General features: G+C 59.5%; 23 protein-coding genes and 1 tRNA gene. 14 read left to right on the forward strand and 10 right to left on the reverse strand.

The window, feature by feature from the left end:
• Window position 1 precedes the first annotated feature (1 nt).
• Window positions 2-364 carry a rhodanese-like domain-containing protein gene (locus tag AC0KVQ_RS02145; RefSeq protein ID WP_473419459.1) on the forward strand — a complete coding sequence of 121 codons (363 nt, stop codon included), beginning with the start codon at window positions 2-4 and terminating at the stop codon, window positions 362-364.
• 72 nt (window positions 365-436) lie between these two features.
• On the opposite strand, the gene AC0KVQ_RS02150 is transcribed toward AC0KVQ_RS02145, so the two are convergent.
• Window positions 437-1,315 carry a phosphoribosylaminoimidazolesuccinocarboxamide synthase gene (locus AC0KVQ_RS02150; protein WP_473419460.1) on the reverse strand — a complete coding sequence of 293 codons (879 nt, stop codon included), beginning with the start codon at window positions 1,313-1,315 and terminating at the stop codon, window positions 437-439.
• A 121-nt stretch (window positions 1,316-1,436) separates the two neighbouring features.
• On the opposite strand from AC0KVQ_RS02150, the gene AC0KVQ_RS02155 reads away from it, so the two are divergent.
• On the forward strand, window positions 1,437-4,172 hold the full coding sequence (locus AC0KVQ_RS02155; RefSeq protein WP_473419461.1) for a cation-transporting P-type ATPase: 2,736 nt from the start codon (window positions 1,437-1,439) through the stop codon (window positions 4,170-4,172).
• A gap of 29 nt (window positions 4,173-4,201) precedes the next feature.
• Here AC0KVQ_RS02155 and AC0KVQ_RS02160 read toward each other — a convergent pair whose 3' ends face one another.
• The 5 genes from AC0KVQ_RS02160 to hemB form a co-directional block, all read right to left on the reverse strand.
• Window positions 4,202-5,221, reverse strand: coding sequence for a sodium:calcium antiporter (locus AC0KVQ_RS02160; protein ID WP_473419462.1), 1,020 nt, complete (start codon window positions 5,219-5,221; stop codon window positions 4,202-4,204).
• 107 nt (window positions 5,222-5,328) lie between these two features.
• Window positions 5,329-6,495, reverse strand: coding sequence for a 5-(carboxyamino)imidazole ribonucleotide synthase (locus AC0KVQ_RS02165; RefSeq protein ID WP_473419551.1), 1,167 nt, complete (start codon window positions 6,493-6,495; stop codon window positions 5,329-5,331).
• A gap of 296 nt (window positions 6,496-6,791) precedes the next feature.
• A complete protein-coding gene (gene purE, locus AC0KVQ_RS02170) occupies window positions 6,792-7,277 on the reverse strand; it encodes a 5-(carboxyamino)imidazole ribonucleotide mutase (protein WP_473419463.1) in 486 nt (161 codons plus the stop codon).
• A gap of 72 nt (window positions 7,278-7,349) precedes the next feature.
• Window positions 7,350-7,814: a GNAT family N-acetyltransferase gene (locus tag AC0KVQ_RS02175; protein WP_473419464.1), complete on the reverse strand. Its 465-nt coding sequence runs from the start codon at window positions 7,812-7,814 to the stop codon at window positions 7,350-7,352.
• A 3-nt stretch (window positions 7,815-7,817) separates the two neighbouring features.
• A complete protein-coding gene (gene hemB, locus AC0KVQ_RS02180; RefSeq protein ID WP_473419552.1) occupies window positions 7,818-8,819 on the reverse strand; it encodes a porphobilinogen synthase in 1,002 nt (333 codons plus the stop codon).
• Window positions 8,820-8,906: 87 nt separating this feature from the next.
• On the opposite strand from hemB, the gene AC0KVQ_RS02185 reads away from it, so the two are divergent.
• Window positions 8,907-9,482: a thioredoxin family protein gene (locus AC0KVQ_RS02185; RefSeq protein ID WP_473419465.1), complete on the forward strand. Its 576-nt coding sequence runs from the start codon at window positions 8,907-8,909 to the stop codon at window positions 9,480-9,482.
• Between the two features lie 6 nt (window positions 9,483-9,488).
• On the opposite strand, the gene AC0KVQ_RS02190 is transcribed toward AC0KVQ_RS02185, so the two are convergent.
• Window positions 9,489-11,489, reverse strand: a complete 2,001-nt coding sequence (locus AC0KVQ_RS02190) for a dynamin family protein (protein ID WP_473419466.1) — start codon at window positions 11,487-11,489, stop codon at window positions 9,489-9,491.
• A gap of 158 nt (window positions 11,490-11,647) precedes the next feature.
• Window positions 11,648-12,463: a bifunctional DNA-formamidopyrimidine glycosylase/DNA-(apurinic or apyrimidinic site) lyase gene (gene mutM / locus AC0KVQ_RS02195; protein WP_473419467.1), complete on the reverse strand. Its 816-nt coding sequence runs from the start codon at window positions 12,461-12,463 to the stop codon at window positions 11,648-11,650.
• An 83-nt stretch (window positions 12,464-12,546) separates the two neighbouring features.
• On the opposite strand from mutM, the gene AC0KVQ_RS02200 reads away from it, so the two are divergent.
• The 11 genes from AC0KVQ_RS02200 to AC0KVQ_RS02250 all read left to right on the forward strand — a co-directional run bounded on the left by AC0KVQ_RS02200 (window position 12,547) and on the right by AC0KVQ_RS02250 (window position 21,414).
• Complete coding sequence (locus AC0KVQ_RS02200) at window positions 12,547-14,286, forward strand: tetratricopeptide repeat protein (RefSeq protein WP_473419468.1); 1,740 nt, start codon at window positions 12,547-12,549, stop codon at window positions 14,284-14,286.
• A gap of 1 nt (window position 14,287) precedes the next feature.
• Complete coding sequence (gene lolB, locus AC0KVQ_RS02205) at window positions 14,288-14,851, forward strand: lipoprotein insertase outer membrane protein LolB (protein WP_473419469.1); 564 nt, start codon at window positions 14,288-14,290, stop codon at window positions 14,849-14,851.
• Entirely contained in the window at window positions 14,827-15,693 is an 867-nt protein-coding gene (ispE, locus tag AC0KVQ_RS02210; RefSeq protein WP_473419470.1) for a 4-(cytidine 5'-diphospho)-2-C-methyl-D-erythritol kinase, read from the forward strand. The genes lolB and ispE overlap by 25 nt, the downstream gene beginning before the upstream one ends.
• A gap of 20 nt (window positions 15,694-15,713) precedes the next feature.
• A tRNA-Gln gene (locus AC0KVQ_RS02215) sits at window positions 15,714-15,790 on the forward strand.
• Window positions 15,791-15,850: 60 nt separating this feature from the next.
• Window positions 15,851-16,801 (forward strand): ribose-phosphate pyrophosphokinase, encoded by a 951-nt coding sequence (locus AC0KVQ_RS02220; RefSeq protein WP_473419471.1) that lies wholly within the window; start codon window positions 15,851-15,853, stop codon window positions 16,799-16,801.
• A gap of 103 nt (window positions 16,802-16,904) precedes the next feature.
• On the forward strand, window positions 16,905-17,483 hold the full coding sequence (locus AC0KVQ_RS02225; protein ID WP_473419472.1) for a 50S ribosomal protein L25/general stress protein Ctc: 579 nt from the start codon (window positions 16,905-16,907) through the stop codon (window positions 17,481-17,483).
• 103 nt (window positions 17,484-17,586) lie between these two features.
• Window positions 17,587-18,168 (forward strand): ANTAR domain-containing response regulator, encoded by a 582-nt coding sequence (locus tag AC0KVQ_RS02230; RefSeq protein WP_473419473.1) that lies wholly within the window; start codon window positions 17,587-17,589, stop codon window positions 18,166-18,168.
• Between the two features lie 56 nt (window positions 18,169-18,224).
• Window positions 18,225-18,368 (forward strand): hypothetical protein, encoded by a 144-nt coding sequence (locus AC0KVQ_RS02235; protein ID WP_473419475.1) that lies wholly within the window; start codon window positions 18,225-18,227, stop codon window positions 18,366-18,368.
• 74 nt (window positions 18,369-18,442) lie between these two features.
• The gene (locus tag AC0KVQ_RS02240; protein WP_473419476.1) at window positions 18,443-19,720 is read left to right on the forward strand and encodes a CmpA/NrtA family ABC transporter substrate-binding protein; all 1,278 of its coding nucleotides are present in this window, start codon (window positions 18,443-18,445) and stop codon (window positions 19,718-19,720) included.
• A gap of 13 nt (window positions 19,721-19,733) precedes the next feature.
• A complete protein-coding gene (ntrB, locus tag AC0KVQ_RS02245) occupies window positions 19,734-20,582 on the forward strand; it encodes a nitrate ABC transporter permease (RefSeq protein ID WP_473419477.1) in 849 nt (282 codons plus the stop codon).
• A 10-nt stretch (window positions 20,583-20,592) separates the two neighbouring features.
• On the forward strand, window positions 20,593-21,414 hold the full coding sequence (locus AC0KVQ_RS02250; protein ID WP_473419478.1) for an ABC transporter ATP-binding protein: 822 nt from the start codon (window positions 20,593-20,595) through the stop codon (window positions 21,412-21,414).
• Between the two features lie 131 nt (window positions 21,415-21,545).
• On the opposite strand, the gene AC0KVQ_RS02255 is transcribed toward AC0KVQ_RS02250, so the two are convergent.
• Both AC0KVQ_RS02255 and ercA read right to left on the reverse strand, forming a co-directional pair.
• Window positions 21,546-23,726 carry a sensor domain-containing protein gene (locus AC0KVQ_RS02255; RefSeq protein ID WP_473419479.1) on the reverse strand — a complete coding sequence of 727 codons (2,181 nt, stop codon included), beginning with the start codon at window positions 23,724-23,726 and terminating at the stop codon, window positions 21,546-21,548.
• Window positions 23,710-24,867 (reverse strand): alcohol dehydrogenase-like regulatory protein ErcA, encoded by a 1,158-nt coding sequence (gene ercA / locus AC0KVQ_RS02260; protein WP_473419480.1) that lies wholly within the window; start codon window positions 24,865-24,867, stop codon window positions 23,710-23,712. The genes AC0KVQ_RS02255 and ercA overlap by 17 nt, the downstream gene beginning before the upstream one ends.
• Between the last annotated feature and the right edge of the window lie 136 nt (window positions 24,868-25,003).

Raw genomic sequence — 25,003 nt, forward strand, 5'->3', positions numbered from 1 at the left:
GATGAGTAAAAAATTCTGGATGGCTTTTTTTCTGGCTGTGGTCAGTATCACTTCCATGGCGCAGGAATTGACCTACAAGGGTGTAAAACCGGCAGTCATCATCGATGTGCGAACGCCGCAGGAGTTTGCTGCGGGCCATATTGCCGGTGCGATCAATATTCCGTTTGATCAGATTGGAGAAGGTATCAAGTCGGTCAAGGGCTTGGGCAAGGATCAACCGGTGCTGGTGTATTGCCGTACGGGCCGCCGTTCGGAAATTGCCAAGGATACGCTGCTACAGCAAGGCTACAAGCAAGTATTCGACGGTGGTGCGATCGGAGATGTGGCCCGCACACTGAACACCTGCACACCGCAAATCTGTTGATGGACTGCTGGGCCAGCGCGTGAAAAAAAGCCGGCATGAAAGCCAGCTTTTGCATGAGCAGCGAACGTAGGATCAGCGCGTCAGGCGCTCGAGCGCTTCGCGATATTTCGCTGCTGTTTTTTCCGCGACTTCCAACGGCAGCGCGGGTGCCGGCGGAGTCTTGTTCCATCCGGTGGATTCAAGCCAGTCGCGCACGAACTGCTTGTCGTACGAAGGTGGGTTCTTGCCCGGAGCATAACTGTCTGCCGGCCAGAAACGGCTGGAATCCGGGGTCAGGGCTTCGTCCATCAGGCAGAGCGTACCGTCTTCATCCAGGCCGAACTCAAACTTGGTATCCGCGATGATGATGCCGCGGGTGGCAGCATATTCGGCAGCGGCCTTGTACAGCATGATGGCGGCATCGCGGACCTTGTTGGCCATCTCTGCGCCAAGAATTTCGCTGCAGCGCTCGAACGAGATGTTTTCGTCGTGATCGCCGATGGCCGCCTTGGTGGACGGGGTGAAAATCGGTTCGGGCAGCTTGTCTGCCTCAACCAGACCGCCAGGTAATGGAATGCCGCAGATGGTGCCGTTCTTCTGGTACTCCTTCCAGCCGGAACCAACGATATAGCCACGTACGATGGCCTCGACCGGCAACGGCTTGAGGCGCTTGACCACCACGGCGCGACCTTCCACCTGTGGCAGATCCTCGGCGCTGACCACATCCTGCGCTTGCTGGCCGGTAAAGTGGCTGGGAATCAGATCCTTGAAGCGATCAAACCAGAAGTTTGAAATGGCCGTGAGGATTTTGCCCTTGTCCGGAATCGGTTCTGCCAGGATCACATCGAAAGCAGACAAGCGATCAGTGGCGATCATCAGCATGCGCTTGTCATCGATTTCGTACAGCTCGCGCACTTTGCCCGCGTAGATTTTTTTCAGGCTTTTCAGGTTGGTCGAAGTCAGACCGTTCATGGCACTTTCCGTGGTGATTCGGGAAAACCGCTATTTTGCCTGATTCGGCAGCGACCTGCATGGCCAAGCATGGGGGGCTGCCTATACTGAATCAACTACCAGATCGAAAAGGAGTATCAGGATGGCTTCCGGTCCTGCGCCCCAAGTGAACGATTGGCATGCCCTGAAACCGGATGAAGCGCTGGCCCGGAGTCAGAGCCGGTTAGAGGGATTGTCGGCTGCCGAAGTTGAGCGACGTCTGGCCGAGCATGGCCCCAATGTACTGCCGGCTCCGGCGCGGCGCAGTACGCTGATGCGTTTTGCCCTGCAGTTTCATAATGTACTGATCTATGTCTTGCTCGGTTCGGCCGGTGTGACGACCCTGCTGGGCCATTACGTGGATGCCGGCGTGATACTCGGCGTGGTTATCCTGAATGCCTTGATCGGCTTTATCCAGGAAGGCAAGGCTGAGCGTGCGCTTGATGCCATCCGCAACATGCTGACTTCCGTAGCGGTAGTAATCCGACATGGCGAACGGCACGAGATTCCGACCGAGGCGCTGGTACCTGGAGACATTGTTCTGCTGACGGCCGGAGACAAGGTGCCGGCAGACCTGCGCCTGCTTGAAACCAAGAACCTGCGCATTGAAGAATCCATCCTTACCGGCGAAGCGGTTGCAGTAGAGAAAGCCATTGAAGCCGTAGCGCGCGAAGCAGAGATTGGCGACAGGTTTTGCCTGGCTTTTTCCGGCACGCTGGTTGTCTATGGCCAAGGGCGCGGTGTCGTGGTTGCCACCGGCGGCGGCACCGAGATCGGCCGTATCAGCGCAATGCTGGCTGAGGTGCGGACGCTGGAGACCCCACTGCTGCGGAAAATGGCGGAATTCGCCAATCGGCTGACTATTACAATCGGCATTCTGACCGGGGTGGCCTTTTTTCTGGGCGTGCTTTGGCGTGATTTCACGCTCGACGAGATGTTTCTGGCAGCGGTCGGATTGGCTGTGGCAGCGATTCCGGAGGGCTTGCCAGCCATCGTGACGATTACTCTGGCGATCGGCGTGCAGCGCATGGCTAGGCGCAATGCCATCATCCGCCGCCTGCCGGCGGTGGAAACGCTGGGTTCGGTCACCGTGATCTGTACCGACAAGACCGGTACGCTGACCCGTAACGAGATGACGGTTCAGCAGCTGGTGATGGCAGACCGGTCATTTTCCGTAACGGGGGCTGGTTATGCGCCGCATGGCACCATCGCTTGCGAGGATCGCGAAATTGAAGCCGAGCAATGCCCTGCCTTGCTGGAACTGTACCGGGCGGCCATGCTGTGCAACGATGCAGAGGTCAGGCTGCATGCTGATGGCTGGGTGATGCAGGGTGATCCGACCGAGGGAGCGTTGGTGACGCTGGCACTGAAGGCCGGACTCGACCCGGCTTTCGAGCGCGATAGCCTGTCGCGCACCGATGTGATTCCGTTCGAATCCGAACACCGCTTCATGGCAACCTTGCATCATGATCATGCCGGCCATGCCTGGGTGTTTCTCAAAGGGGCGCCGGAAGCGGTGTTGGTCCGTTGTGAACGGCAGCGTAATGCGGAGGGTGAAACAAACGCGCTGGATGCTGGATTCTGGCATGCCCGCAGCGAAGCCATGGCCAGTGATGGCTTGCGTGTATTGGCGATAGCGGTGAAAGAAGTGCCGGTCGACAAGCTGGAACTGCTTTTTGATGATGCAGCGCAAGGGTTTGTGCTGCTGGGTCTGGCCGGCATCATTGATCCGCCGCGTGAGGAAGCCATTCGTGCGGTTGCCCTGTGCAAGCAGGCCGGTATTCGCGTGAAGATGATTACAGGTGATCATGCAGTCACAGCCCGTGCCATTGCCGGTCAACTCGGATTGGGCGATGAACTGGGACTGGTGCTGACTGGAGCTCAGATCGAAGCCATGGATGATACCCGGCTGCAGCAGGCGGTGATGACGGCCGATGTCTTCGCGCGTGCCAGCCCGGAGCACAAATTGCGTATCGTGACTGCGTTGCAGGCGCAGGGCGCCGTGGTGGCGATGACCGGGGATGGTGTCAACGATGCGCCGGCGCTCAAGCGCGCCGATGTCGGGGTGGCAATGGGGCTCAAGGGAACCGAGGCCGCGCGCGAAGCGGCGGAAATGGTGCTGGCCGACGACAACTTTGCCTCGATCAGCCATGCTGTCGAGGAAGGGCGTACCGTTTACGACAACATCAAGAAGGCCATTGCGTATGTGTTGCCGACCAGCTGTGGCGAGGGAGGCATCATCCTGATTGCGATATTGCTCGGCATTCAGCTGCCTGTGACACCGGTGCAGATCTTGTGGATCAACATGATCACCGCCGTGACATTATCCCTGTCGCTGGCGTTTTTGCCCGGTGATGATGCGGGTATGGCCAAGCCGCCGCGTGATCCGCACGAACCGCTGTTGTCCGGCTTCCTGGTCTGGCGGGTGGTGCTGGTCTCAGTGTTGATGGTGGTGGCGGCGCTCTGGGTGTTCTGGGGCGAGTTGGAGCGCGGTGGCGAGCTGGCGGCTGCGCGTACCGGGGCGGTCAACATGATCGTGATGGGCGAGATCGTTTATCTGCTTAACAGCCGTTATCTCTATCGCAGTATCCTTACTCCGAAGGCGCTGCTGGGCAACCGGCCTGCCTGGATTTCGATCGGCCTGATCATTCCGTTCCAGCTGGCATTTACCTGCTGGGGGCCGATGCAGCAATTGTTTGGCACCACGGCGATTTCAGCCATCGCTTGGCGCAATATTTTTCTTGCCGGATTGGTCATGCTGTTGCTGATCGAACTGGAAAAACTGCTGATGCGCCACCTGGTCAGCGGTGAGGCCGCCCGGATCCGGGCGATGAGCTAGCGCTTGTGTTTTCGTGTCCTGGCGTAGGCCTATTCGCCCCCGTACAGATAGAGCACGGTGGTATTCAGGGCATACAGCGAGAACAGCCCCAGGCTGATCCATTCCAGTGCCCGGAACAGGCGCTTGTTGGGGCGGTAAACCAATCCGACGATGACCACGCCTGTCATCATGATGGCCGACAGGGCCGACAGTGCGTGGCTGGCCGAAACATGGGCGAGCAGCGGCCCTGTCAGATAGAACGCGTCATCAATGGCCAGAATGAAGATGTTGAAAAGATTGCTACCCAGCAGGTTGGCAATTGCCATATCCAGCGCGCCGATGCGCAGGGCGCCGAAAGTCACCGCCAGCTCCGGCAGCGAGGTGGCAGCCGCGATGAAGAGTGTTCCGACAAAGGTTTTGTGCCAGCCCATGGCATCGGCCAGGGCTGAGCCGATGAAGGGCAGGGCGATGCCGGCGATGACCACGAAAAGCGCACAAGTGGCATAGCCCAGTGCAGCTTGTCGCAGCGAAATCTGCGGATAGCGGTCGGATACCTGTTCCATGGCAAGTTGCATTTGCTGTTTTTCGTAAAAAAACACTGCACGGATGGCCACGAAATACAGCAATACGATTGCCGGCGAGTACAGGCCGATATGCCCGATAGCCAAGCTGACGGATTGCCCGGCGAGCAAAATGTTGAGGCCGGAAAAACCGATCAGCACAATGCCGAACCCGGCTGACAACAGATGGCCTTGGCTAGCGCGCCGGTAAACGGATTCACCGGATGAGCAGAAATCCAGTACCGTCAGTATCATCAGATTGAATATGCAGCTGCCCATGACGTCGCCCACGGCAATGTTGGGAACGTGGGCGAGCGTAACTGCGCTGATTCCTGAAAAAAGCTCCGGTAAGGATGTGACGGTGGCCAGCAGGATCAGGCCGATCCAGCTGCCGGATAATCCAGTCTTGTCGGCAATGATGTCGCCATAGCGCGATAGTTTTGCACCGGCCACGCCGATTGTCGCCGCGCACAGGGCGAACAGCAGCCAGATCATGAAGAGGGAAGACATGGCACGGGTCCGGATCAATCCTGTTACCCGCAGTATAGGCAGTGCAAAAACAAACGGCCGTATGGAGTACGGCCGCTTGTTTGCTTGATCGGGCGTTTCCGATCAGATCAGAGCGTTTCCTGAATGGCCCTTGCCTGCTGCAGTGCCTTGTCGGCGGTCTCTGCCAGCACGTTAAAGTGGCCCATCTTGCGCCCGGGTCGGGCCTCTTTCTTGCCGTACAGATGCAGTTTGGCGTTCGGGGCGGTCATGAGTACTTCCCAGTTCGGTTCGCTGCCATCCTCGCCCCAGACATCGCCCAGCAGGTTGACCATCACGACCGGGCAGACCAGATCGGGCTTGCCCGGATAGAGGTTGCACATGGCGCGCACCTGCTGCTCGAACTGGCTGGTGAGCGTGGCATCAAGCGTGTAGTGGCCGGAGTTGTGCGGACGCGGGGCAATTTCGTTGATGACGAGACTATCGTCATCGAGCACGAAGAATTCGACAGCCAGCACGCCGACATAACCGAGGGCGGCAGCCAGCTGTTGTGCCATTGCCTGGGCTTTCTCGGCGATATCGGCATGCACGCGCGCCGGCACGATCGATACATCGAGAATGCCGGTCGGGTGTTCGTTTTCCGCAACCGGGAAGCTGGCGATTTCACCGGCTGCGGTACGGGTCACGATCGCGGAAACCTCGCATTTCAGCGGCAGCATCTTTTCCAGCACGCAGGGCTGGTGCTTGAGTTCGCTCAGTGCCAGATGCACATCCTCGACCGTCCTGACCCGGATCTGGCCTTTGCCGTCATAACCCAGCCGCGCGGTTTTCAGGATGCCTGGCAGATAGGGGGCGAGATCATCGGTCAGATTGGCAGCCGTGTTCACGGCCAGAAACGGGGCGGTAGCGAGGCCTGCATTGCGGATAAAGGTCTTTTCCGCGATGCGATCCTGCGCAATCGCAACGCAATCACCGGACGGGCTGACCGGCACGCCCTGGCGGGCCAGCCAGCGCATGGAGTCGGCGCTGACGTTTTCGAATTCGGTGGTCACTGCCGCGCAGGTGCGGGCCAGTTCGGCCAGCGCTTCCGGGTCGGTATAGGGTTTGCACAGATGAACGTCGGCAAAGTCCGCGGCAGGCGCTTGTGGATCCGGATCAAGCACCGTTACGCGATAGCCCATGGTTTTCGCTGCCGTGGTGAACATGCGGCCCAACTGGCCGCCACCGAGAATGCCCAGCATCGCGGGTGGCAGGATGGCAGAACCCGGACGTGCGCCGGCTTGGGTTTTCACTGTCATTTTGTTTCTCTTCGGTTCTTCTTCATCAGGATCAACATAGTGGCGTTCGCGTACACGGGCCAGGAGGGCATAGCCCCAGCGCGACCAGCCATAGACGGCGCCTGCCAGGATGCCCAGCGGCAGGGCATCGAGTACCGCAGGCCAGTAGGTGGCTACTTCCCCGGTTACGTGTTGCAGGCCGGCAAACAAGAGGCTGAAGGCACTGCCCCAGCCCAGTGCGCCTACTAGCAGGATGCTGTGCCAGCACCCACGCGCGCGGATCGCCTGCTGGTGGCGGGATTCTGCCGGTTGCAGCATCAGACTTCGGGCAACTCCATCGCCAGCACGGTATCTTTTTGCTTCTGGCGGAATTCCACCAGTTTGGCAGCGATTTCCGGATATTCATGCGCGAGCATGGCGACTGCGAACAGGCCGGCATTGGCCGCACCGGCTTCACCGATGGCAAAGGTGGCAACCGGAATGCCCTTGGGCATCTGGACAATCGAGAGTAGCGAGTCTTCGCCCCGCAGATATTTGGAGGGCACAGGCACCCCCAGTACCGGTACCGTGGTCTTGGCAGCCAGCATGCCCGGCAGATGGGCAGCACCGCCTGCGCCGGCGATGATGCAGCGCAAACCCCGCTCGTGCGCGGTTTCCGCATATTCAAACAGGAGATCAGGCGTGCGGTGCGCGGAAACCACCTTGCACTCGAATTCGACGCCAAAATCCTTGAGCTGACGGGCAGCGTGCTGCATCACTTCCCAGTCGCTGCTGCTTCCCATTACCACGCCAACCTGAACCATGGCACGCCCCTCGCAAAAAGTTTGAATTTTAACGAAAAACCTTGGTTCGGCACAGGTTTCCTGTCACCTGGATCAAACAGGCTTGATCCAGAATTCCATCGGGTCATCCAGTGCACCAAATCCCAGTGTGCGGTACAGCGCCTGCGCAACGGGATTGTCCTGCCGGACTTCAAGCGAGACCGCGCAGCAATTCTGGCAACGCGCGTGCTCAACCACGGCTTCCAGCAGCCGGCGGCCCAAGCCCTGGCCACGGTGGCTCGGCAAGACGACGAGGTCATGCAGATTCAGTCGCGGTCTGGCACGGAATGTCGAATAGCCCATGAAGCAGACGGCGACACCGACCACTTCATCGGCGGCCATGGCAATGAACGTGACACTGGCCGGGTGCGCCTTGAGCCCATCGATCACCTGTGCACGCACGCTATCGCTCAAGCCGGTGCCGCCACCCATCGGATCACGCGCATAGGCGTCCAGGCACTCAATGATGCCCCGGGCATGATCGGGATGATTGAGATCGGCGCACAGAACACGGTACATCGTTTACTCCTGCAACCAGCGTGCGGCGTCGATCGCGTAATAGGTGAGGATGGCATCGGCGCCGGCACGCTTGATGCTAAGCAAGCTTTCCAGGACCACCTTTTTTTCGTCCAGCCAGCCGTTTTGCGCGGCGGCCTTAAGCATCGCGTATTCGCCGGAGACCTGGTAGACCAGTGTCGGCACGGAGAATTCATCCTTCACGCGGCGCACGATGTCGAGATAGGGCAGTCCTGGTTTGACCATGACCATGTCCGCGCCTTCTTCCAGATCCAGCGCCACTTCGTGCAGGGCCTCGTCCGAATTGGCCGGGTCCATCTGGTAGGTTTCCTTGCTGCTCTTGCCCAGATTGGCGGCCGAGCCGACTGCATCACGGAACGGGCCGTAGAATGCCGATGCGTATTTGGCCGAATAGGCCAGGATGCGGGTGTGAATGTGGTTGTCGCGATCCAGTGCCGTGCGGATGGCGCCGATGCGGCCATCCATCATGTCCGAGGGCGCCACGACATCGGCGCCGGCCTCGGCATGGCTGAGCGCCTGGCGGATCAGGGCCGTGACGGTTTCGTCGTTCATGACATAGCCATGCTCGTCGATCAGACCATCCTGGCCGTGGCTGGTGTAGGGATCAAGCGCAACATCGGTGATGATGCCCAGTTGCGGAAAGCGTTCCTTCAAGGCACGTACCACGCGCGGAATCAGGCCCATGCGGTTCCAGGCTTCTTCGGCGCCAGGGGTTTTCAGCGCGGTTTCAATGACAGGAAACAGTGCCAGCGCCGGAATGCCGAGTTCGACGGCCTGTTCCGCCGTGGCATAGAGGTGATCGAGGGTCTGGCGTACCACGCCCGGCATCGAGGCGACCGCCTCGCAGCGGTCACGGCCTTCCAGAACGAAAACCGGCAGGATCAGATCATTGGCGGTGAGCATGTTTTCACGCATCAGGCGGCGTGAAAAATCATCGCGGCGCATGCGACGCAGGCGGGTGGCGGGAAACTGACGCGAGAAGATCATGGCGGTATCAATGTGGATGCGGATGACTGCCATTTTAGCGCTGCGTGCGCTAACCTGAAGCGAGAATATTCCCCAGAGGGATGAATCATGACGCTGGCTTATTCAAGCATGCTGCCGTTGGGCACAACGCTGCCGGATTTCACGCTGCAGGATGGCGAGGGTCGGGCATATACCCTGTCGAACCTTGCCGGACAGAAGGGGCTCTTTGTGATTTTCATCTGCAATCACTGCCCGTATGTGCTGCACGTCAATCCCTTGCTGGCGGCTTTGGGGCGGGAGTTGGCCGAGCAAGGGATCGGCATGGTGGCGATTTCCAGTAATGATGCCAAGGCCTATCCGGAAGATGCCCCGGCGCGCATGGCCGAGTTCGCGCTGGATTACGGTTATACCTTTCCGTATCTGTATGACGCCGATCAAGCAGTGGCCAGGGCGTTTCGTGCTGCCTGTACGCCGGACCCGTATCTGTTCGATGCGGAGCTGAAATTGGTGTATCGGGGCCGGCTGGATGCCACGCGCCCCAACCAGGGCCAGATCGCAACTGGCAACGATCTCAAGCATGCCGTGGCCAATATGTTGGCAGGGCGGCCACCGCTGGCAGAGCAGGTGCCCAGCAATGGCTGCAGCATCAAGTGGTTGCCGGGAAACTCATGTACTGAAGCCTAAGAAAAATCAGGCCGCCTGCTGGCCGAATTTTTCAAAGTCGGTATTCAGCGTGGTGTAGATGCCGCGCAGGTGCTGATCCAGCTCGGTGGTTTGCGCGGCCATCTGGCGCTCCATTTCTTCCAGCTCGTGGATGCGGTCTTCCAGCGTATCGGTTGCCTTGTGGATGCGCTTGATGCTTTCCAGCCGGCGGCGCAGCTGCATCTGGTGCTCGCGTACCTGGGTTTCCATCGGCGCCATCACCGCCTTGAGCCAGTTTTCCACATCGCGGTTGGCAATATCGAACACATACACCACGCGGCTGGCAACGATTTCAAAGAATTTGCGCGTTAGGCGCCCCTGGCTGGTGGTGAGCAGGTTGCCGACCGTGTTGAAATGCTCGCGGAAGGTCTTTTCCAGCCGGGTGAGTTCCTTGTGGTATTTGAGCGTGGAGAAGGGGGGCGGGGTGACACGTCCCAATCCATGCTCCTCGCTGAACTTCTGGTACATCGCCGACATCATGGCCTGGATTTCTGCAACCTGTTCCGCCGCCTTGTTGATGGATTGGCTGGAATCCTGGAAAAAGCGATCCATGATGGCACGCAAGCCCTTTTCGCCGAACGAGAACAGGGTTTTATCCATCTCGCTGCGGATGCGCACGATTTCCTCATTCAGGGCTTCGCGTCCGAGCAATGAATACAGCTTGTTGGTCTGCTGGCTGAACACGCTACGCAGCGCCTGGAAGCGCACCAACCCTTGTTCAAAGCGCTGCTTGTCGGTCTGCACCTTTTGCATCATCTGCGCCACGACATCCTGATTCTTGCCGCGCAATCCCATCAGTTCGCTCAGCTGCTCATCCACATTCTTGCGCCGCGCTGCCAGAATGCTGCGAATCGACATGACGATGTCTTCGATCTCGTCATGCGCGGCATCTCGCACGATATCCTGCTTGCCGGGCAGCAATTCTTCCGACAGCGCCCGCTCCAGTACGCTCAGGCGCGATTTCCCGAGCAGGGCATCATCCTGCTGCACCTTGGCGACCAGCGCTTTCTGGGCGGAAACCGGGTAGACATGCTCGGTGGGTACATTGAGCAATTCGGCGGTGGTGCGGATCTGCTTCTGGATTTCGCTCTCGATCTGGGCCGGGCTCTTCAGGTCGTCCCACATGCTGTCGATCTTGTTCAGTACCACGAGGCGGCCGCGTCGACCGGTTTGTCCACGCGCGATATGGTTGCGCCAGACTTCAATATCCGATTTGGTGACGCCGGTGTCGGCGGCGAGGATGAACAGGATCGCATGCGCATTGGGCAGCAGGTTCAGCGTCAGTTCGGGTTCGGTACCGATGGCATTCAGCCCCGGGGTATCCAGGATCACCAGCCCTTGTTCGAGCAAGGGGTGGGGAAAATTGATCACGGCATGGCGCCAGCACGGAATTTCGATTTCACCCGATGTGGCGGCGGCAGCCTGATCCGGGTCGTTCTCGTCGAACAATCCGTACTGGCGCGCCAGTTCGATGGCAACCTTGCGCGTCTTGCCGATTTCCAGAAAGGTGGCCTGGATGGCTTCCGGGTTATTCAGGTCCAGCGGAAATACTCGCCATTCATCCTGAAAGCGGCGGTACTCCTGGGTCGAGGCGTCGTTGGCACGGGTTTCGATCGGCAGCAGCTTGAGCGAAGGTGGCTGGTTCGCGTCGTAGAGCAACTCCGTCGGACACATGGTGGTGCGGCCCGCACTGGAGGGCAGGATGCGCTGGCCAAAGTGGGCAAAGAAAATCGCATTGATCAGCTCGGATTTGCCACGCGAGAACTCGGCCACGAAGGCGATGTTGAGTTTGTCTTCGCGCAGCTTGTCGAGCAGGCTCTGGATACGCATCGTGGTCTGGGCGTTTTCCAGATCCTGTTCACCGATCCAGCGAGACAGCCGACTGATCGATTGGGCGAGATTGCTGCGCCAGTTGCTGTAGGCCTGGAATTCGGCGGCCAGGTGATCGTTGGCGGCAATGGCATCGTTGTGCAGATAGTCGGCGATCATGCGTTTTCCTTTGAATATCAGGATGGCAACTGACATGGGCGAAATGTTTTCGATTTTAGACCAGTTTTCGTCAAGGAATGCGAAAGGATTGTGTCACGCAGGTGCGAGTGTTGCGGAATGCGGCATGCAGGCCGCTGGTGGGCGATGGAACTCGTCGCTCAGTGCTGGCATTGCATGCACCAGAATGTCGAGCGTTGACCCAGTCGGGCAACCTGGATCGGGTTGCCACAGAGACGGCATGGCTGGCTGCCGCGCCCGTAGGCCGCGCAATCAAGCGTGAAATAACCGGCTTTGCCATCGCTGTCGACATAGTCGCGCAGGGTGCTGCCTCCGGCCCGGATCGATGCTTCCAGCACTGTGCGGATGCTGTCGACCAGCCGGGTGGTTTCGCCGTGTGTGAGGCTGCTGGCTGCGCGCTGTGGTGCAATGCCGGCCTGGAACAGGGCTTCGCATGCGTAGATATTGCCGACGCCGACCACAAGATGCTGATCCATGATGGCGAGCTTGATGGCCGCTTGTCGGCCAGCCAGTGCGTGCGCCAGATAGTCGGGTGTGAATCTGTCCGACAGAGGTTCCGGACCGAGCTTGCTGATCAGCGGATGCTGTTCCGGCGGATCTTCCGTCCACACAAACGCACCGAAGCGGCGCGGGTCGCGGTAGCGCAGGCGCAGGCCCTGCTCGAACAACAGGTCGATATGCTCGTGTTTTTCGGCGGGAAAGGCTTCGGTCAGTACGCGCAGGCTGCCGGACATGCCCAGATGCACGATCAGCGTACCGCGTTCGAACCGGAACAGCAGATATTTGGCGCGACGCTGGATTTCCAGCAGTCGCTGCCCGGCCAGCAATTGGGGCAGGTCGGGTGGCACCGGCCAGCGCAGGCGTGCATTGCGCACGATCACTTCGGTGACACGATTGCCGCTCAGGCGTGGACTGATGCCGCGACGCGTGGTTTCAACTTCCGGCAATTCTGGCATGGGGCTTCTCGCGCATGGCTTGGACAAGATAGCCGAGTTTACCTAAGATGGTTCCTTTATTGTTTCACCGGTAGACGACATCGATGTTGCTCCGCTCCTGCCCCTTGCTGTTCCTGATCCTGACTGGCTGCGCCCTGACGCCGCAGCAGCCGGTTCCTATGGCTGCGCAGCCGGTACAGGAATCGCCGGGTACTGAAACGCGCGATGAGGGCTGGAAGCCGGAAGATCTGCCTGGTGTCGAGTTGTCTGCCGATCTTCTCTTGCGTTTTCTGGCGGGCGACATTGCCGCGCAACGCGGGCAGACGGCCTTTGCGGCCAAAAGCTGGCTGGATCTGGCCCAGCGTACCCGGGATCCGCGCATTGCCCGGCGGGCGGTTGAGCTGGCGTTGGGCTCCGGGCAGCTGACGGCAGCGCTGGATGCCGCCCAGATCTGGGTCGAGCGTTCGCCGCAATCGGTGCTGGCGCGCCAGTTGTACGTATCGCTGCTGATACGTGCCAATCGGCTGGATGTGCTCGAAGAACAGGTGCCGGCGTTCCTGGCATTGCCAGAGCGTGAACTCGCGGATTTCTACATGCAGTTGCATCAGCTGTGGGAGCGCAAGGCCGACCAGGCGCAGGTGGCACGTCTTACCGGTCTGCTGACAGCGGGCAAGGATGCCATGCCCGAGGCGCATTTTGCGCTGGCTGTCATGCATGCCTCGCGCACGCGGCTGGATGTGGCGCTGGGTGAGCTCGACGTTGCCCTGAAGCTGCGGCCCTGGTGGGAGCCGGCAGTGATGTACAAGGTGCAGCTGTTGCGTCAGCGCAATGATGTCGATGCGGCACTGACGCTGCTGCGTGAGGCAGGCAACAAGAATCCGATGCAGCAGGCCTATCCGCTGGCGCAGGCGCGCTTGCTCAATGAACTGCAGCGCACGGCTGAGGCACGTGCCGTGTATGAGACGATCCTGGCACGCCAGCCCGACCAGATCGAAGCGCTGGTCGGTGTCGGGTTGCTGGCGCTGCAGGCGCGGGATTTCGATGTGGCACATGACATGCTGTCGGCAGCCTTGAGCCGTGGTGCTTCCAATGCCGATTTGCTGCGCTACTACCTCGGGCAGATCGATGAAGAACGCCATCAGTATCGACAGGCGCTGGAGTGGTATCGGCAGGTGGCGGGGGATGAGCAGCGCCATGCGCAGATGCGTATCCCGCGTCTCTGGGCAAAGCAGGGAAATGAAGCACAAGCGCAGGCGGCGCTGAGTACGCTCTCGGCCGAATCGGATCAGGAAAAAATCGAAAACATCCAGATCGAAGGCCAAGTCTGGCGCGAATTGAAACAGCCGGCCAAGGGGCATGAAGTGCTGACGCGCGGGATTGCCCAATACCCGGATGCACTGGATCTGTATTACGACCGTTCGCTCATGGCCGATCTCTTGCAGCGCTATGCCGAGGGCGAAGCCGATCTGCGCTATATGCTGGAGCGGGATCCTGATAACGTGAATGCGCTCAACGCACTGGGCTACCTGCTGACCAATCGCGCCAACAAGCTGGAAGAGGCGCAGGTTTTGCTGGAGCAGGCCATTGCCGTCGAGCCGGATAATCCGGTGATCATCGACAGTGTCGGCTGGCTGCGCTTCAAGCAGGGGCGCCTGTCTGAGGCGCTGGAATGGCTTGAACGCGCCTATCGTCTGCTGCCGGATCCGGAAATTGCCGCGCATTACGCCGAGGTGCTGTGGGTGAGTGGCAAGCAGCAGGAAGCGAAGCGAGTGCTTGATGCTGCCTTGGCCGGCAGTCCGGAAGAAGAAATTCTGCTGGAAGTGCGCAAGCGCCTGGGGTGGTAACGTGCGCAGATTATTGTTGGTCTTGCTGCTGTTGCTGGCCGGCTGCGCCGGGCTCAAGACGCCGCCGGTGCCTTTGAACGGTTTTTCCGCCAGCGGCCGGGTCAGCATCCGTGCCGGCAGCGATTCGCATTATGCCAATTTCGGCTGGCAGGCCGAACGCGAGGCCGACCGACTGTCGTTCGGCAATCCGCTCGGGCAGACCCTGGCCGAGCTGGAAATCCACTATCAGCGTGGCCTGCCAGACTATGCCATCCTGCGCGATAGTGATGGCCGGGCACGAAGCGGCGAACCCGAGTCTCTTCTGTACGAGTCGACCGGCATGCGCCTGCCGGTTGCCGGTTTGCGCTGGTGGCTGCAGGGCTTGCCGGCGCCGGGGGCTGCCAGTCAGCGCACCACGGCTGAAGGTACCTTGATCGAGCAGGATGGCTGGCAGGTATTGGCCAGCGATTATTCGGAAACCAGCCCGGCGCCGCGTGGCCCGCGCAAGATTGTATTGACGCGCGATGATGTCACCGTGCGTATCGTGATTTCGGAATGGCAATGGCAGACTTCTCCCCAGCCCTGAATGATGCCGGTTTTCTGGGCTTCCCGGCTCCGGCCAAACTCAATTTGTTCCTGCATGTGATTGGCCGGCGTGCTGATGGCTATCATCTGCTGCAATCGGTGTTCCAGCTGGTCGATCGGTGCGATACGGTCTGGATCAAGCCCGACGAGAGTGGGAATATCGTGCGCCGCAATCCGCTGGCCGGTGTGCCGCCGGAAACCGACCTGATCTGGCGTGCCGCCAGGCTGTTGCAATCGCATACCGGCTGCAGCATGGGTGTGACGCTGGATCTGGACAAGCTACTGCCCATGGGCGGTGGCATGGGGGGGGGCAGCTCCGATGCCGCAACCGTATTGCTGGCGCTTAACCGCTTGTGGGGCCTGAATCTGTCACGCAAGGAGCTGATGGCGATCGGTTTGAGGCTGGGGGCCGATGTGCCTTTCTTCCTGTTCGGATGCAATGCGTTTGTTGAAGGCATTGGCGAAATCATGACGCCGGTGCCGTCGGAAGATGCCTGGTATGTGGTGCTGCACCCGGCCGTGCATGTGCCGACGCCGGATATTTTCCGCGATCCGGACTTGACACGGAATACGCCTGCCATTAAAGTGCGCGACCTCGCAGCTGCAACCACGCACAATGACCTGGAAGCAGTGGCGATCCGGCAACATCCGCTGATTGCACAGCATATCGATTGGTTGAATCAATATGCACCAGCAAGGATGACCGGTTCCGGAAGTTGTGTTTTTGCACGTTTTGCTTCACAAGATGAAACGACTCGTGTAATATCCCGGCTTCCTGATTTCTGGCACGGTTTCTCGGTGTGTGCCATGAGTCAACACCCGTTGCATGGGTTTGCTGATTAAGACTGGTCAGCAAGTTCGATAGGGGAGTCGCCAAGTTGGTTAAGGCATCGGATTTTGATTCCGACATGCGAAGGTTCGAATCCTTCCTCCCCTGCCAAATTCAAAAGAAAAGCGTGTAATGGCGATTACACGCTTTTCGTTTTTTCAGGATTGGGAAATGGCTTACGACAACCTAATGATCGTCACTGGCAATGCCAACCCCCGGCTTGCAGAAAGTGTGGTCAAACACCTCGATATCTCCTTGGGCCGCGCTGCGGTGGGCCGTTTTTCCGATGGCGAGGTAACGGTTGAGTTGCTGGAAAATGTTCGCGGTCGTGATGTATTCGTGCTGCAATCCACTTGCGCACCGACCAACGACAATCTGATGGAAATCATGCTGATGGTCGATGCGCTCAAGCGCGCTTCGGCCAGCCGCATTACTGCAGCCATTCCCTATTTCGGCTATGCCCGCCAGGATCGCCGCCCGCGTTCCGCCCGAGTGCCGATTTCGGCCAAGGTGGTCGCCAACATGCTGCAGGTGGCCGGTGTTGACCGCGTGCTGACGGTGGATGTGCATGCCGATCAGATCCAGGGTTTTTTCGATATCCCGGTGGACAACATCTACGCAACCCCGGTGCTGCTGGCCGATCTGAAATCCAAACAGTACGAAGACCTGATGGTTGTTTCGCCCGACGTTGGCGGCGTGCTGCGCGCGCGCGCCATGGCCAAGCAACTGGGCGTGGACATGGCCATTATCGACAAGCGCCGTCCCAAGGCCAACGTTTCCGAAGTGATGCATATCATCGGTGATGTGAAGGATCGTACCTGCCTGATCGTCGATGACATGATCGATACCGCCAACACGCTGTGCAAGGCGGCTGAAGCGCTCAAGAAATTCGGCGCCAAGCGCGTGCTGGCCTATGCCACGCACCCGGTGCTTTCGGGTGCTGCGGTCGAGCGGATCATGCAATCCGATCTGGATGAAGTCGTCGTGACCGATACGATTCCGCTGTCGGAAGCGGCCCAGAACTGCGGCCGCATCCGTGCCGTGACGATTGCCGGTCTGCTGGCCGAAACCATGCGCCGCATCAACAACGAAGAATCGGTATCCAGCCTGTTCGTAGACTGAGTTTTCGGCCCGTCGCCACTGGTGGTGGGCCAAGGTGCATTGCCTGGTCGCGGGCAATGCTTTTTTACTGCGCGCCTGATGCGCGCAATCTGGAGCAATTGAAATGACTTTTGAACTTCAAGCACAAAGCCGTCCAGCACAGGGCACCGGAGCGAGCCGCCGCCTGCGCAAGAGCGGCCTGTTGCCGGCTATCGTTTACGGTGGCGACAAGGCACCGCAAGCCATCTGTCTGGATCACAACAGCATGTACTACACGCTGCAGGATGAGACTTTCCACACCGCGCTGGTCAAGCTGAGCATCGATGGTGCTGCTGCGGAACAAGTGCTGTTGCGTGCCGTGCAGTACCACTCGTTCAAGCAACAAATCCTGCATCTGGATTTCCAGCGCGTGAATGACAGCACCACCGTTGAACTGAAGGTGCCGCTGCACTTCACCAACGGCGAAAACTGCCTGGGTGTGAAGCTGCAGGGCGGCGCGATCAGCCACGTGCTGAACGAAGTGCAAGTACGTTGCGTGGCCACCAAGCTGCCGGAATTCATCGAAGTGGATCTGGGCAGCCTGGACGCTGGCAATACTTCCGTGCACTTGTCCGACCTCAAGCTGCCCGAAGGCGTGGAAGTTGTTTCCCTGCTGCGCGGTGCCGACCTGGCCGTCGCCATGCTCAATGGCGCCAAGGCCTGATCGATCAGCTGCAGTCGTCATGCAAAACCCGCCGGCGCGAGCCCGCGGGTTTTTGTTTGCCCGTTGCATTTATCGTTGTTGCGAAAATGCGTAAGATTGCGCAATGACCAAGACCCGCATTCTTCTTGTCAATGACACGCCGGTTCATGTCGGCAAGCTGCGTGATGCCCTGGCTGCCCAAGGTTTTGAGGTGGTGGCTGAAGTGCATTCCGCAATCGAGCTGCCACAGGCCGTTGCGGCATTTCGCCCGGATGTGGTCATTGTCGATGCCGAATCTCCTTCGCGCGATACGCTGGAGCAGATCGCGGCCACCAATGCTTGTGCACCGCGCCCTATCGTGATGTTCACCGAGGCACGCGAGCAGGCCATGATCCGCGCTGCGGTGCAGGCGGGTGTGACGGCATACGTGGTCGATGGCCTTTCGCCCAGCCGCCTGCAGCCCTTGCTCGATGTGGCGGTGGCGCGTTTTCAGGAAGAGCAGCAGTTGCGCAGCAAGCTGGAAAGCACGGAGCGGCAGCTGGCTGAACGCAAATTGGTGGAGAAGGCCAAGGGCATCCTGATCGACAAGCGCGGCATGACCGAAGAAGCTGCCTATCAATTGTTGCGCACAACAGCGATGGAGCGCGGCCAGCGCATCGGTGAGGTTGCGCGCAATCTGATCGACGCGAGCAAGCTGCTGGGTTGATTCTTGCGCTGCGGTTGTGCCTGATTACCCTGTTTTGCCCTGAGCCGGTGCATGAAATGCTGGCATTGGGAGCGATTCTCGTTATTTTTCTTGTTTTCCCCCGGATTCTCTTACTGGCACGCTACTTGCTCAATATCGGGCAAGACGATGCCAATGGCGGCATCGATCAAAGATTCGGGCTGCCAATGGCGGTAGCCTGATCAGGACAAAGGCGTCCCGGTTTGCAGCAATGCAAGCCCGGACGCCTTTTTATTTTGCCCAAGGAGAATCCAGCATGAACAACTTGCCCGACAGTTCTTCCCTCGTGACCGACCCAGCCCGTCGCAATTTCCTGCGCAACTCATTATTGATGGCCGGTGCTGGCTCATTCCTGTGGGGCATGCCCGATGGCGCCAGTTCCAATGCCTGGGCGGCCGGAACGGATGCACCGGAGAAGAAGGATCTCAAGCTTGGTTTTATTCCGCTGACCGACTGCGCGCCGCTGGTGGTGGCCGTGGCCATGGGTTTCGACAAGAAATACGGGCTCAATATCACGCTTTCCAAGGAGGCCTCCTGGGCGGGTGTGCGCGACAAACTGGTCAACGGCGAGCTCGATGCGGCGCACGTGCTCTATGGCCTGATCTATGGCGTGCAGATGGGGGTGGGCGGGCCCAAGAAAGACATGGGGGTGCTGATGACGCTGAACAACAATGGCCAGGGCATCACGCTTTCCAACCAGCTCAAGGAGCAGAAAAAAGTCACCGATGGGCCGGGATTGGCCAAGTTGATCAAGGCCGAGCCCAAGGAATATACCTTTGCGCAGACTTTCCCGACCGGCACGCATGCGATGTGGCTGTATTACTGGCTGGCTACCTACGGCATTGATCCGTTCAAGGATGTGAAGACCATCGTGGTGCCGCCGCCGCAAATGGTGGCCAACATGAAGATCGACAATATGGATGGCTACTGCGTGGGCGAGCCATGGAATGCCCGGGCGATTGCAGACCAGATCGGTTTCTCCGTCGCCACCTCGCAGGACATCTGGGTCGACCATCCGGAAAAGGTGCTCGGTGTCACCGATGAATTCACCAAGAAATATCCGAATACCTGCCGCGCACTGATCATGGCTGTTCTGGAAGCCTGTCGTTTTATCGATGTGACCGCCAATCGCGAAAACGTGGCCAAACTGATCGCGCAGAAATCCTACGTGAACGCGCCGGAAGAAGTGATCGTCGGCCGTTTCCTTGGCCACTATGAAAACGGTCTGGGCAAGAAGTGGCAGGACCCGAATTACATGAAGTTCTTCAACGATGGCAAGGTCACCTTCCCGTATCTGTCGGATGGCATGTGGTTTCTGACGCAGCACAAGCGCTGGGGCCTCCTGAAATCCGATCCGGATTATCTGGCTGTTGCCAAGCAGGTGAACAAGATCGATCTCTACACCCAGGCAGCGACCGCGCTCAAGATTGCCGTACCGAAAGATCCGATGCGCAAGAGCACCCTGATCGACGGCGTGGTGTGGGATGGCAAGGATCCGGCCAAGTATGCCGCCGGTTTCAAGATCAAGGCCTGAGAAGGAGATGAGCATGAATCCCATTGCTGAAAAACACGTGGCCGGTGCGGTACGTGCCGTGCCCGCCGAATTGCTGCGTGAAGCACACATGGTCAGGGTGCGCGAGTGGGTGATGGCGATCCTGCCACCGCTGCTCGGGTTGATCGTGTTCTGCGCGATCTGGCAGGCCGTGACCCTGCAGACCAAGACCATCCCCGGCCCGCTGGAAACCTGGCATTCTGCCGCCGAGCTGTTTTCGAGCCCGTTCTACCAGAACGGCCCGAATGATCAGGGCATTGGCTGGAATATCCTGAGCTCGCTGCAGCGTGTGGGCATCGGCTTTGGCCTGGCAGCGCTGGTGGGAATCCCGGCCGGTTTCATCATCGGGCGTTTCCGGTTTATCGCCGCGATGCTCTCGCCGATCATCAGCCTGCTGCGCCCGGTCTCGCCACTGGCCTGGCTGCCGATTGGCCTGCTGGTGTTCAAGTCGGCCAATCCGGCTTCGATCTGGGTGATTTTCATCTCCAGTATCTGGCCGATCATCCTCAATACCGCCGCCGGCGTGGCGCAGGTGCCGCAGGATTACCTGAACGTGGCGCGTGTGCTGAATTTGTCGGAAGGCAAGATCATCACCCGGATTCTGCTGCCCTCGGTGTTGCCGCATCTGCTGACCGGCATCCGCCTCTCGATCGGCACCGCCTGGCTGGTGATCGTGGCGGCGGAAATGCTTACCGGTGGAGTGGGGCTGGGTTTCTGGGTATGGGATGAGTGGAACAACCTCAACGTGGCCCACATCATCGTCGCCATCTTTGTGGTCGGTATTGTCGGACTTTTGCTGGAGCAGGCGCTGATCAAGCTCGCCAACTGCTTCAGCTACAACTGAGGAGCACATCATGAACGCAGCCGTTACCGATCTGCACGACGCCCGCTTTGTCGAGCTTTCCGGCGTCAACAAGGCGTTTGCCACCCGCAAAGGGGTATTCCTGGCGCTGCAGGATGTGAACCTGACCATCCGCAAGGGTGAATTCATCTCGATCATCGGCCACTCCGGTTGCGGCAAGTCGACGGTGCTCAATCTGATCGCCGGCCTGCTGGAAGCGAGTTCCGGCGTACTGATCTGCAATGGTCGCGAGATCGCCGGCCCCGGGCCGGAGCGCGCGGTGGTGTTCCAGAACCACAGCCTGCTGCCATGGCTAACCTGCCACGACAATATCCTGCTCGCAGTCGAACAGGTGTTCGGCAAGAGGGAAGGCAAGTCCGAGCTCAAGGCACGCGCTGCGGCTGCGCTGGAACTGGTTGGTCTCGCGCATGCTGCTGAAAAACGTCCGAACGAGATTTCCGGCGGGATGAAGCAGCGGGTCGGCATTGCCCGGGCGCTGGCGATGGAACCGAAGGTGCTGCTGATGGATGAGCCCTTCGGTGCGCTCGATGCGCTGACCCGTGCGCACCTGCAGGATGAGCTGATTCGCATCGTGGCCCGGACAGGTTCGACCGTGGTCATGGTTACGCACGATGTCGACGAGGCCGTGCTGCTGTCCGATCGCATCGTGATGATGACCAACGGCCCGGCCGCTACCGTGGGAGATATCCTGTCCGTGCCGATTGCGCGCCCGCGCAACCGGCTGGAGCTCGCCGAAGATCCGGACTATCTGGCCGCGCGCAAGGCGGTGTTGGATTTTCTGTACCAGCGGCACGCGCGGCCTGAGGCTGCCTGAGAACCTGCCCCCGATCTTGCTGCGAAGCCGTGATCGTGGCTCATGCGCTGCTCTTCAACCCGCTGACGGCTTCTCGCGACAGATCGTGGACAAGTTATGCCAGAAACTGGTGATTCCCCCTGCCGTTGCCGCTATTTCGGGCAACGGCTTTTTTCCGGGCTGAGGTAGTTGAGAAAGTCGCTGGCCGGCATGGGCCGCGCATAGTGATAACCCTGTGCCTCGTCGCAGTGATACAGGCGCAGATGATCCAGCGTCTGCTGATCTTCCACACCTTCGGCGATGGTACGCAAGCCCAGGCTGCGTGCCATCTGGATCACCGCGCGCACGATGGCCGCATCATCCGGATCGTTGGCCAGATCACGAATGAAGGATTGATCGATCTTGAGTTTGTCTACCTTGAACCGTTTGAGATAGGCAAGGCTGGAGTAACCGGTACCGAAATCGTCGATAGAAAGCTTCACGCCCAGGTGCTTGAGCCGGATCACGGTAGCCAGCACTTTTTCGGTGTCCTGCAGCAGCAGCGATTCGGTGATTTCGAGCTCCAGCAGGCCGGGTTCCAGCCCGGAGTCGGCCAGTGCGCGTATTACCGATTGTTCGATATCGCCGCGCTTGAATTGCAGCACAGAAAGATTGACTGCGACCGCGAGCGTGTGGCCTGCTGCCTGCCATCTGGCCGCTTCGATGCATGCCTGCTGCAAGACCCATTCGCCGATGGGCACGATCAGGCCGCTTTCTTCTGCCACCGGAATGAAACGGGCCGGGGAAATCAGCCCCATTTGCGGATGCTGCCAGCGCAGCAGCGCTTCGGCTCCGATCAGTTGGCCACTGGCAATTTCGATTTGTGGCTGGAAGCACAGGAAAAACTGTTTTTGTTCGAGTGCCTGGCGCAGACCAAAGTGCAGGCTGAGCTGGTCACTGGCTTCGCTGTTCATGGCCTCGTCGAAAAAGCGATAGGTATTGCGCCCGGCCTCCTTGGCCTGGTACATCGCCATTTCTGCTTTCTTGAGCAGGCTTTCCAGATCCATGCCATCGTCGGGGCAAAGCGCGATGCCGATCGAGGCGGTCAGTGTCAGCTCGATCCCATCGATCCGGAAGGGTGCGGATAATCCGAGCATCAACTGGCCGAGCAAGCCGATGCAGGTTTCCATATCGGTCTGCGTTGGCAGCAGGATCAGAAATTCATCACCGCCCTGGCGGCAGACCGTATCGGTATCGGCAACCGATTGCCGCAAACGCTGGCCGACAGCGATCAGCAACTGGTCACCCAGGCCGTGCCCGAGTGAATCGTTGACGGCCTTGAATCGATCCAGATCCACCACCATCAGCGCCATCTTTCCCTCGCTGTGGCCGGCCTGCTGAATGGCGCGTTCCAGCCTGTCCTGCATCAGTTGCAGGTTGGGCAATCCGGTCAGCGCATCGTGGTAGGCCAGGAACCTGGCACGCTCCTCGGCTTGCCGGCGCTCGGTAATGTCGGTAAAGATCCAGATGCTGCCATCGTGCGGATGCTGCGGATCGAAAGCGCGTCCGGTGATCTCGGCCCAGAAATCGCTACCGTCGGCACGCGCAAGCAAGACACTACCGGTGAAATTCCGGCCCTGGCTCAAGGCGTGATAGCCTTCCTCGCCAAAGGCATTGAACGCATCTTCGGAGGAATACGTCTGGCGGGTCGATGCGCCGATCAGGCTACCTGGCGCGTAGCCGAGCATTTCTTCAAAGCGGCGGTTGCAGGAAACGATCTGGCGCTGGCGGATCATGGCGATGCCGACGATGCTGTTGTCGAGCAAGGCTTCCTTTTCTTCCAGCAGGCTGGCCAGCATTTCGTGGTTGCGCTTGCGCTCGGAGATATCGCGACCGACGATCACGCCATAGCAGCATTCACCTACCAGGGCGCAGCTGTAGGAAAGCTCCAGCCAGATGCTGTCGGCCTGGTCAGAATGCAGTTCGACGATTTGCGCTTGTGCGGGTCGGGTGCCGCAGGCGCTGTGGTTGCCGGATGATCCACACATTTCTTCATACACGGGGGCGATATCACCCAGCCCCAGCACGGCATACGGTTGCCCGATCAGCGATTCGACGGGTTTGTTCAGCAGCCGGCCCAGTGCTGCGTTGGCGTCCGCAATCCGGTTATGCGGTCGCTCGACCAGAATCACGCAATCCGGGGTTTGATCCAGCAGCAGGCGGAAACGCTCCAGCCGCTCCATGTTCTGGCGCAGCTGCGGGTAATAGCTCTTGTGCAGCGAATGCTCGCCCAGGCCGATGATGCTGGCCTTGCGTGCATCCCAGTCGTCATGCGGATCAGAGTGCTTCGGCATAAAGTATTTCGATATCTTCGCGCCGGGTACGACGCGGGTTGGTGACAAGGCAGGCATCATGATAGGCATGACCTGCCAGATCCGGAATATCGGCCGTGCGTACGCCGCGCCGGCCGAGATTGTCGGCAATGCCGATATTGCGACGCAGACTGGCCAGTTTTTCCGTGATGAGCCTGGCGCAGGCCGCCTCATTCATGCCATGCATGTAGAGGCCCATGGCATCGCCGATCTGGCGATAGCGATCGATGGCCGCATGCATGTTGAAGCGGATCACATGCTCGAGCAGCAGGGCATTGCATTCGCCATGCGGCAGATTGAGATAGCCGCCCAGCGAGTGGGCCATGGCATGCACGGCACCCAGGCTGGCGTTGGAAAAAGCCAGCCCCGCCTGCAGGCTGGCAAGCAGCATGTTTTCGCGTGCCGGCAGGTAGTGCGGGTCGGCCACGGCCTGTTCCAGGTTTTGCCAGACCAGGCGGATTGCCGCCAGTGCATGCACATCGACCACCGGCGAGCTGGCGGTGGAGACATAGGCTTCCACCGCGTGCGTGAGCGCATCCAGCCCGGTGCAGGCCGTCAGGTAGGGCGGCATGGTCAGCGTGGTTTCCGGGTCGACCAGCGCGACATCGGGCACCATGGTCTTGCTGATGATGGCCATCTTGTAGCGCTCGGTTTCATTGGTGATGATGCAGAACTGCGAAATATCGGCGGCAGTGCCGGCCGTGGTCGGGATGCAGATCAGTGGCGGGCCCGGCACTTCGACGCAATCCACGCCCTCGAAGTCGCTTACGTCGCAACCATTGGTATGCACGATGCCAATCGCCTTGGCGCAGTCCATCGGGCTGCCGCCACCGAGCGCGACAATGACATCGCAGCGCTCGCGTTCATACACCGCAGCGCCCGCCATCACTTCCTGCCGCTTGGGGTTGGGCGTGATGTCGCTGAACACGGCCGAGCTGATGCCGCATTCGGCCAGGTCATTCTGGACATCCGTGAGCCAGCCGGCCGCAATCACGCCGGGGTCAGTCACGATCAGGACGCGGCGCGCGCCAAAACGTTGTGCATAAAAACCGACGCGATGGCGTGAACCCACACCAAAGATGAATTCCGGTGCGACGAATTTGCGCATTTCATACAGTGACATTTGCATTGTCCCCCGTGTGTCCGGCCTATGTTTTTTTCGAAGGCTTCCTTTTCCATGGTAGCAGGCCGGCAGGGGTAGAAGTAGTGATGGCATAATCCCGAAAGTTGCCGCGATGACAGTTATGGCGGGCAGTTTC

The organism is Formivibrio sp. oc-25, assembly GCF_055810895.1.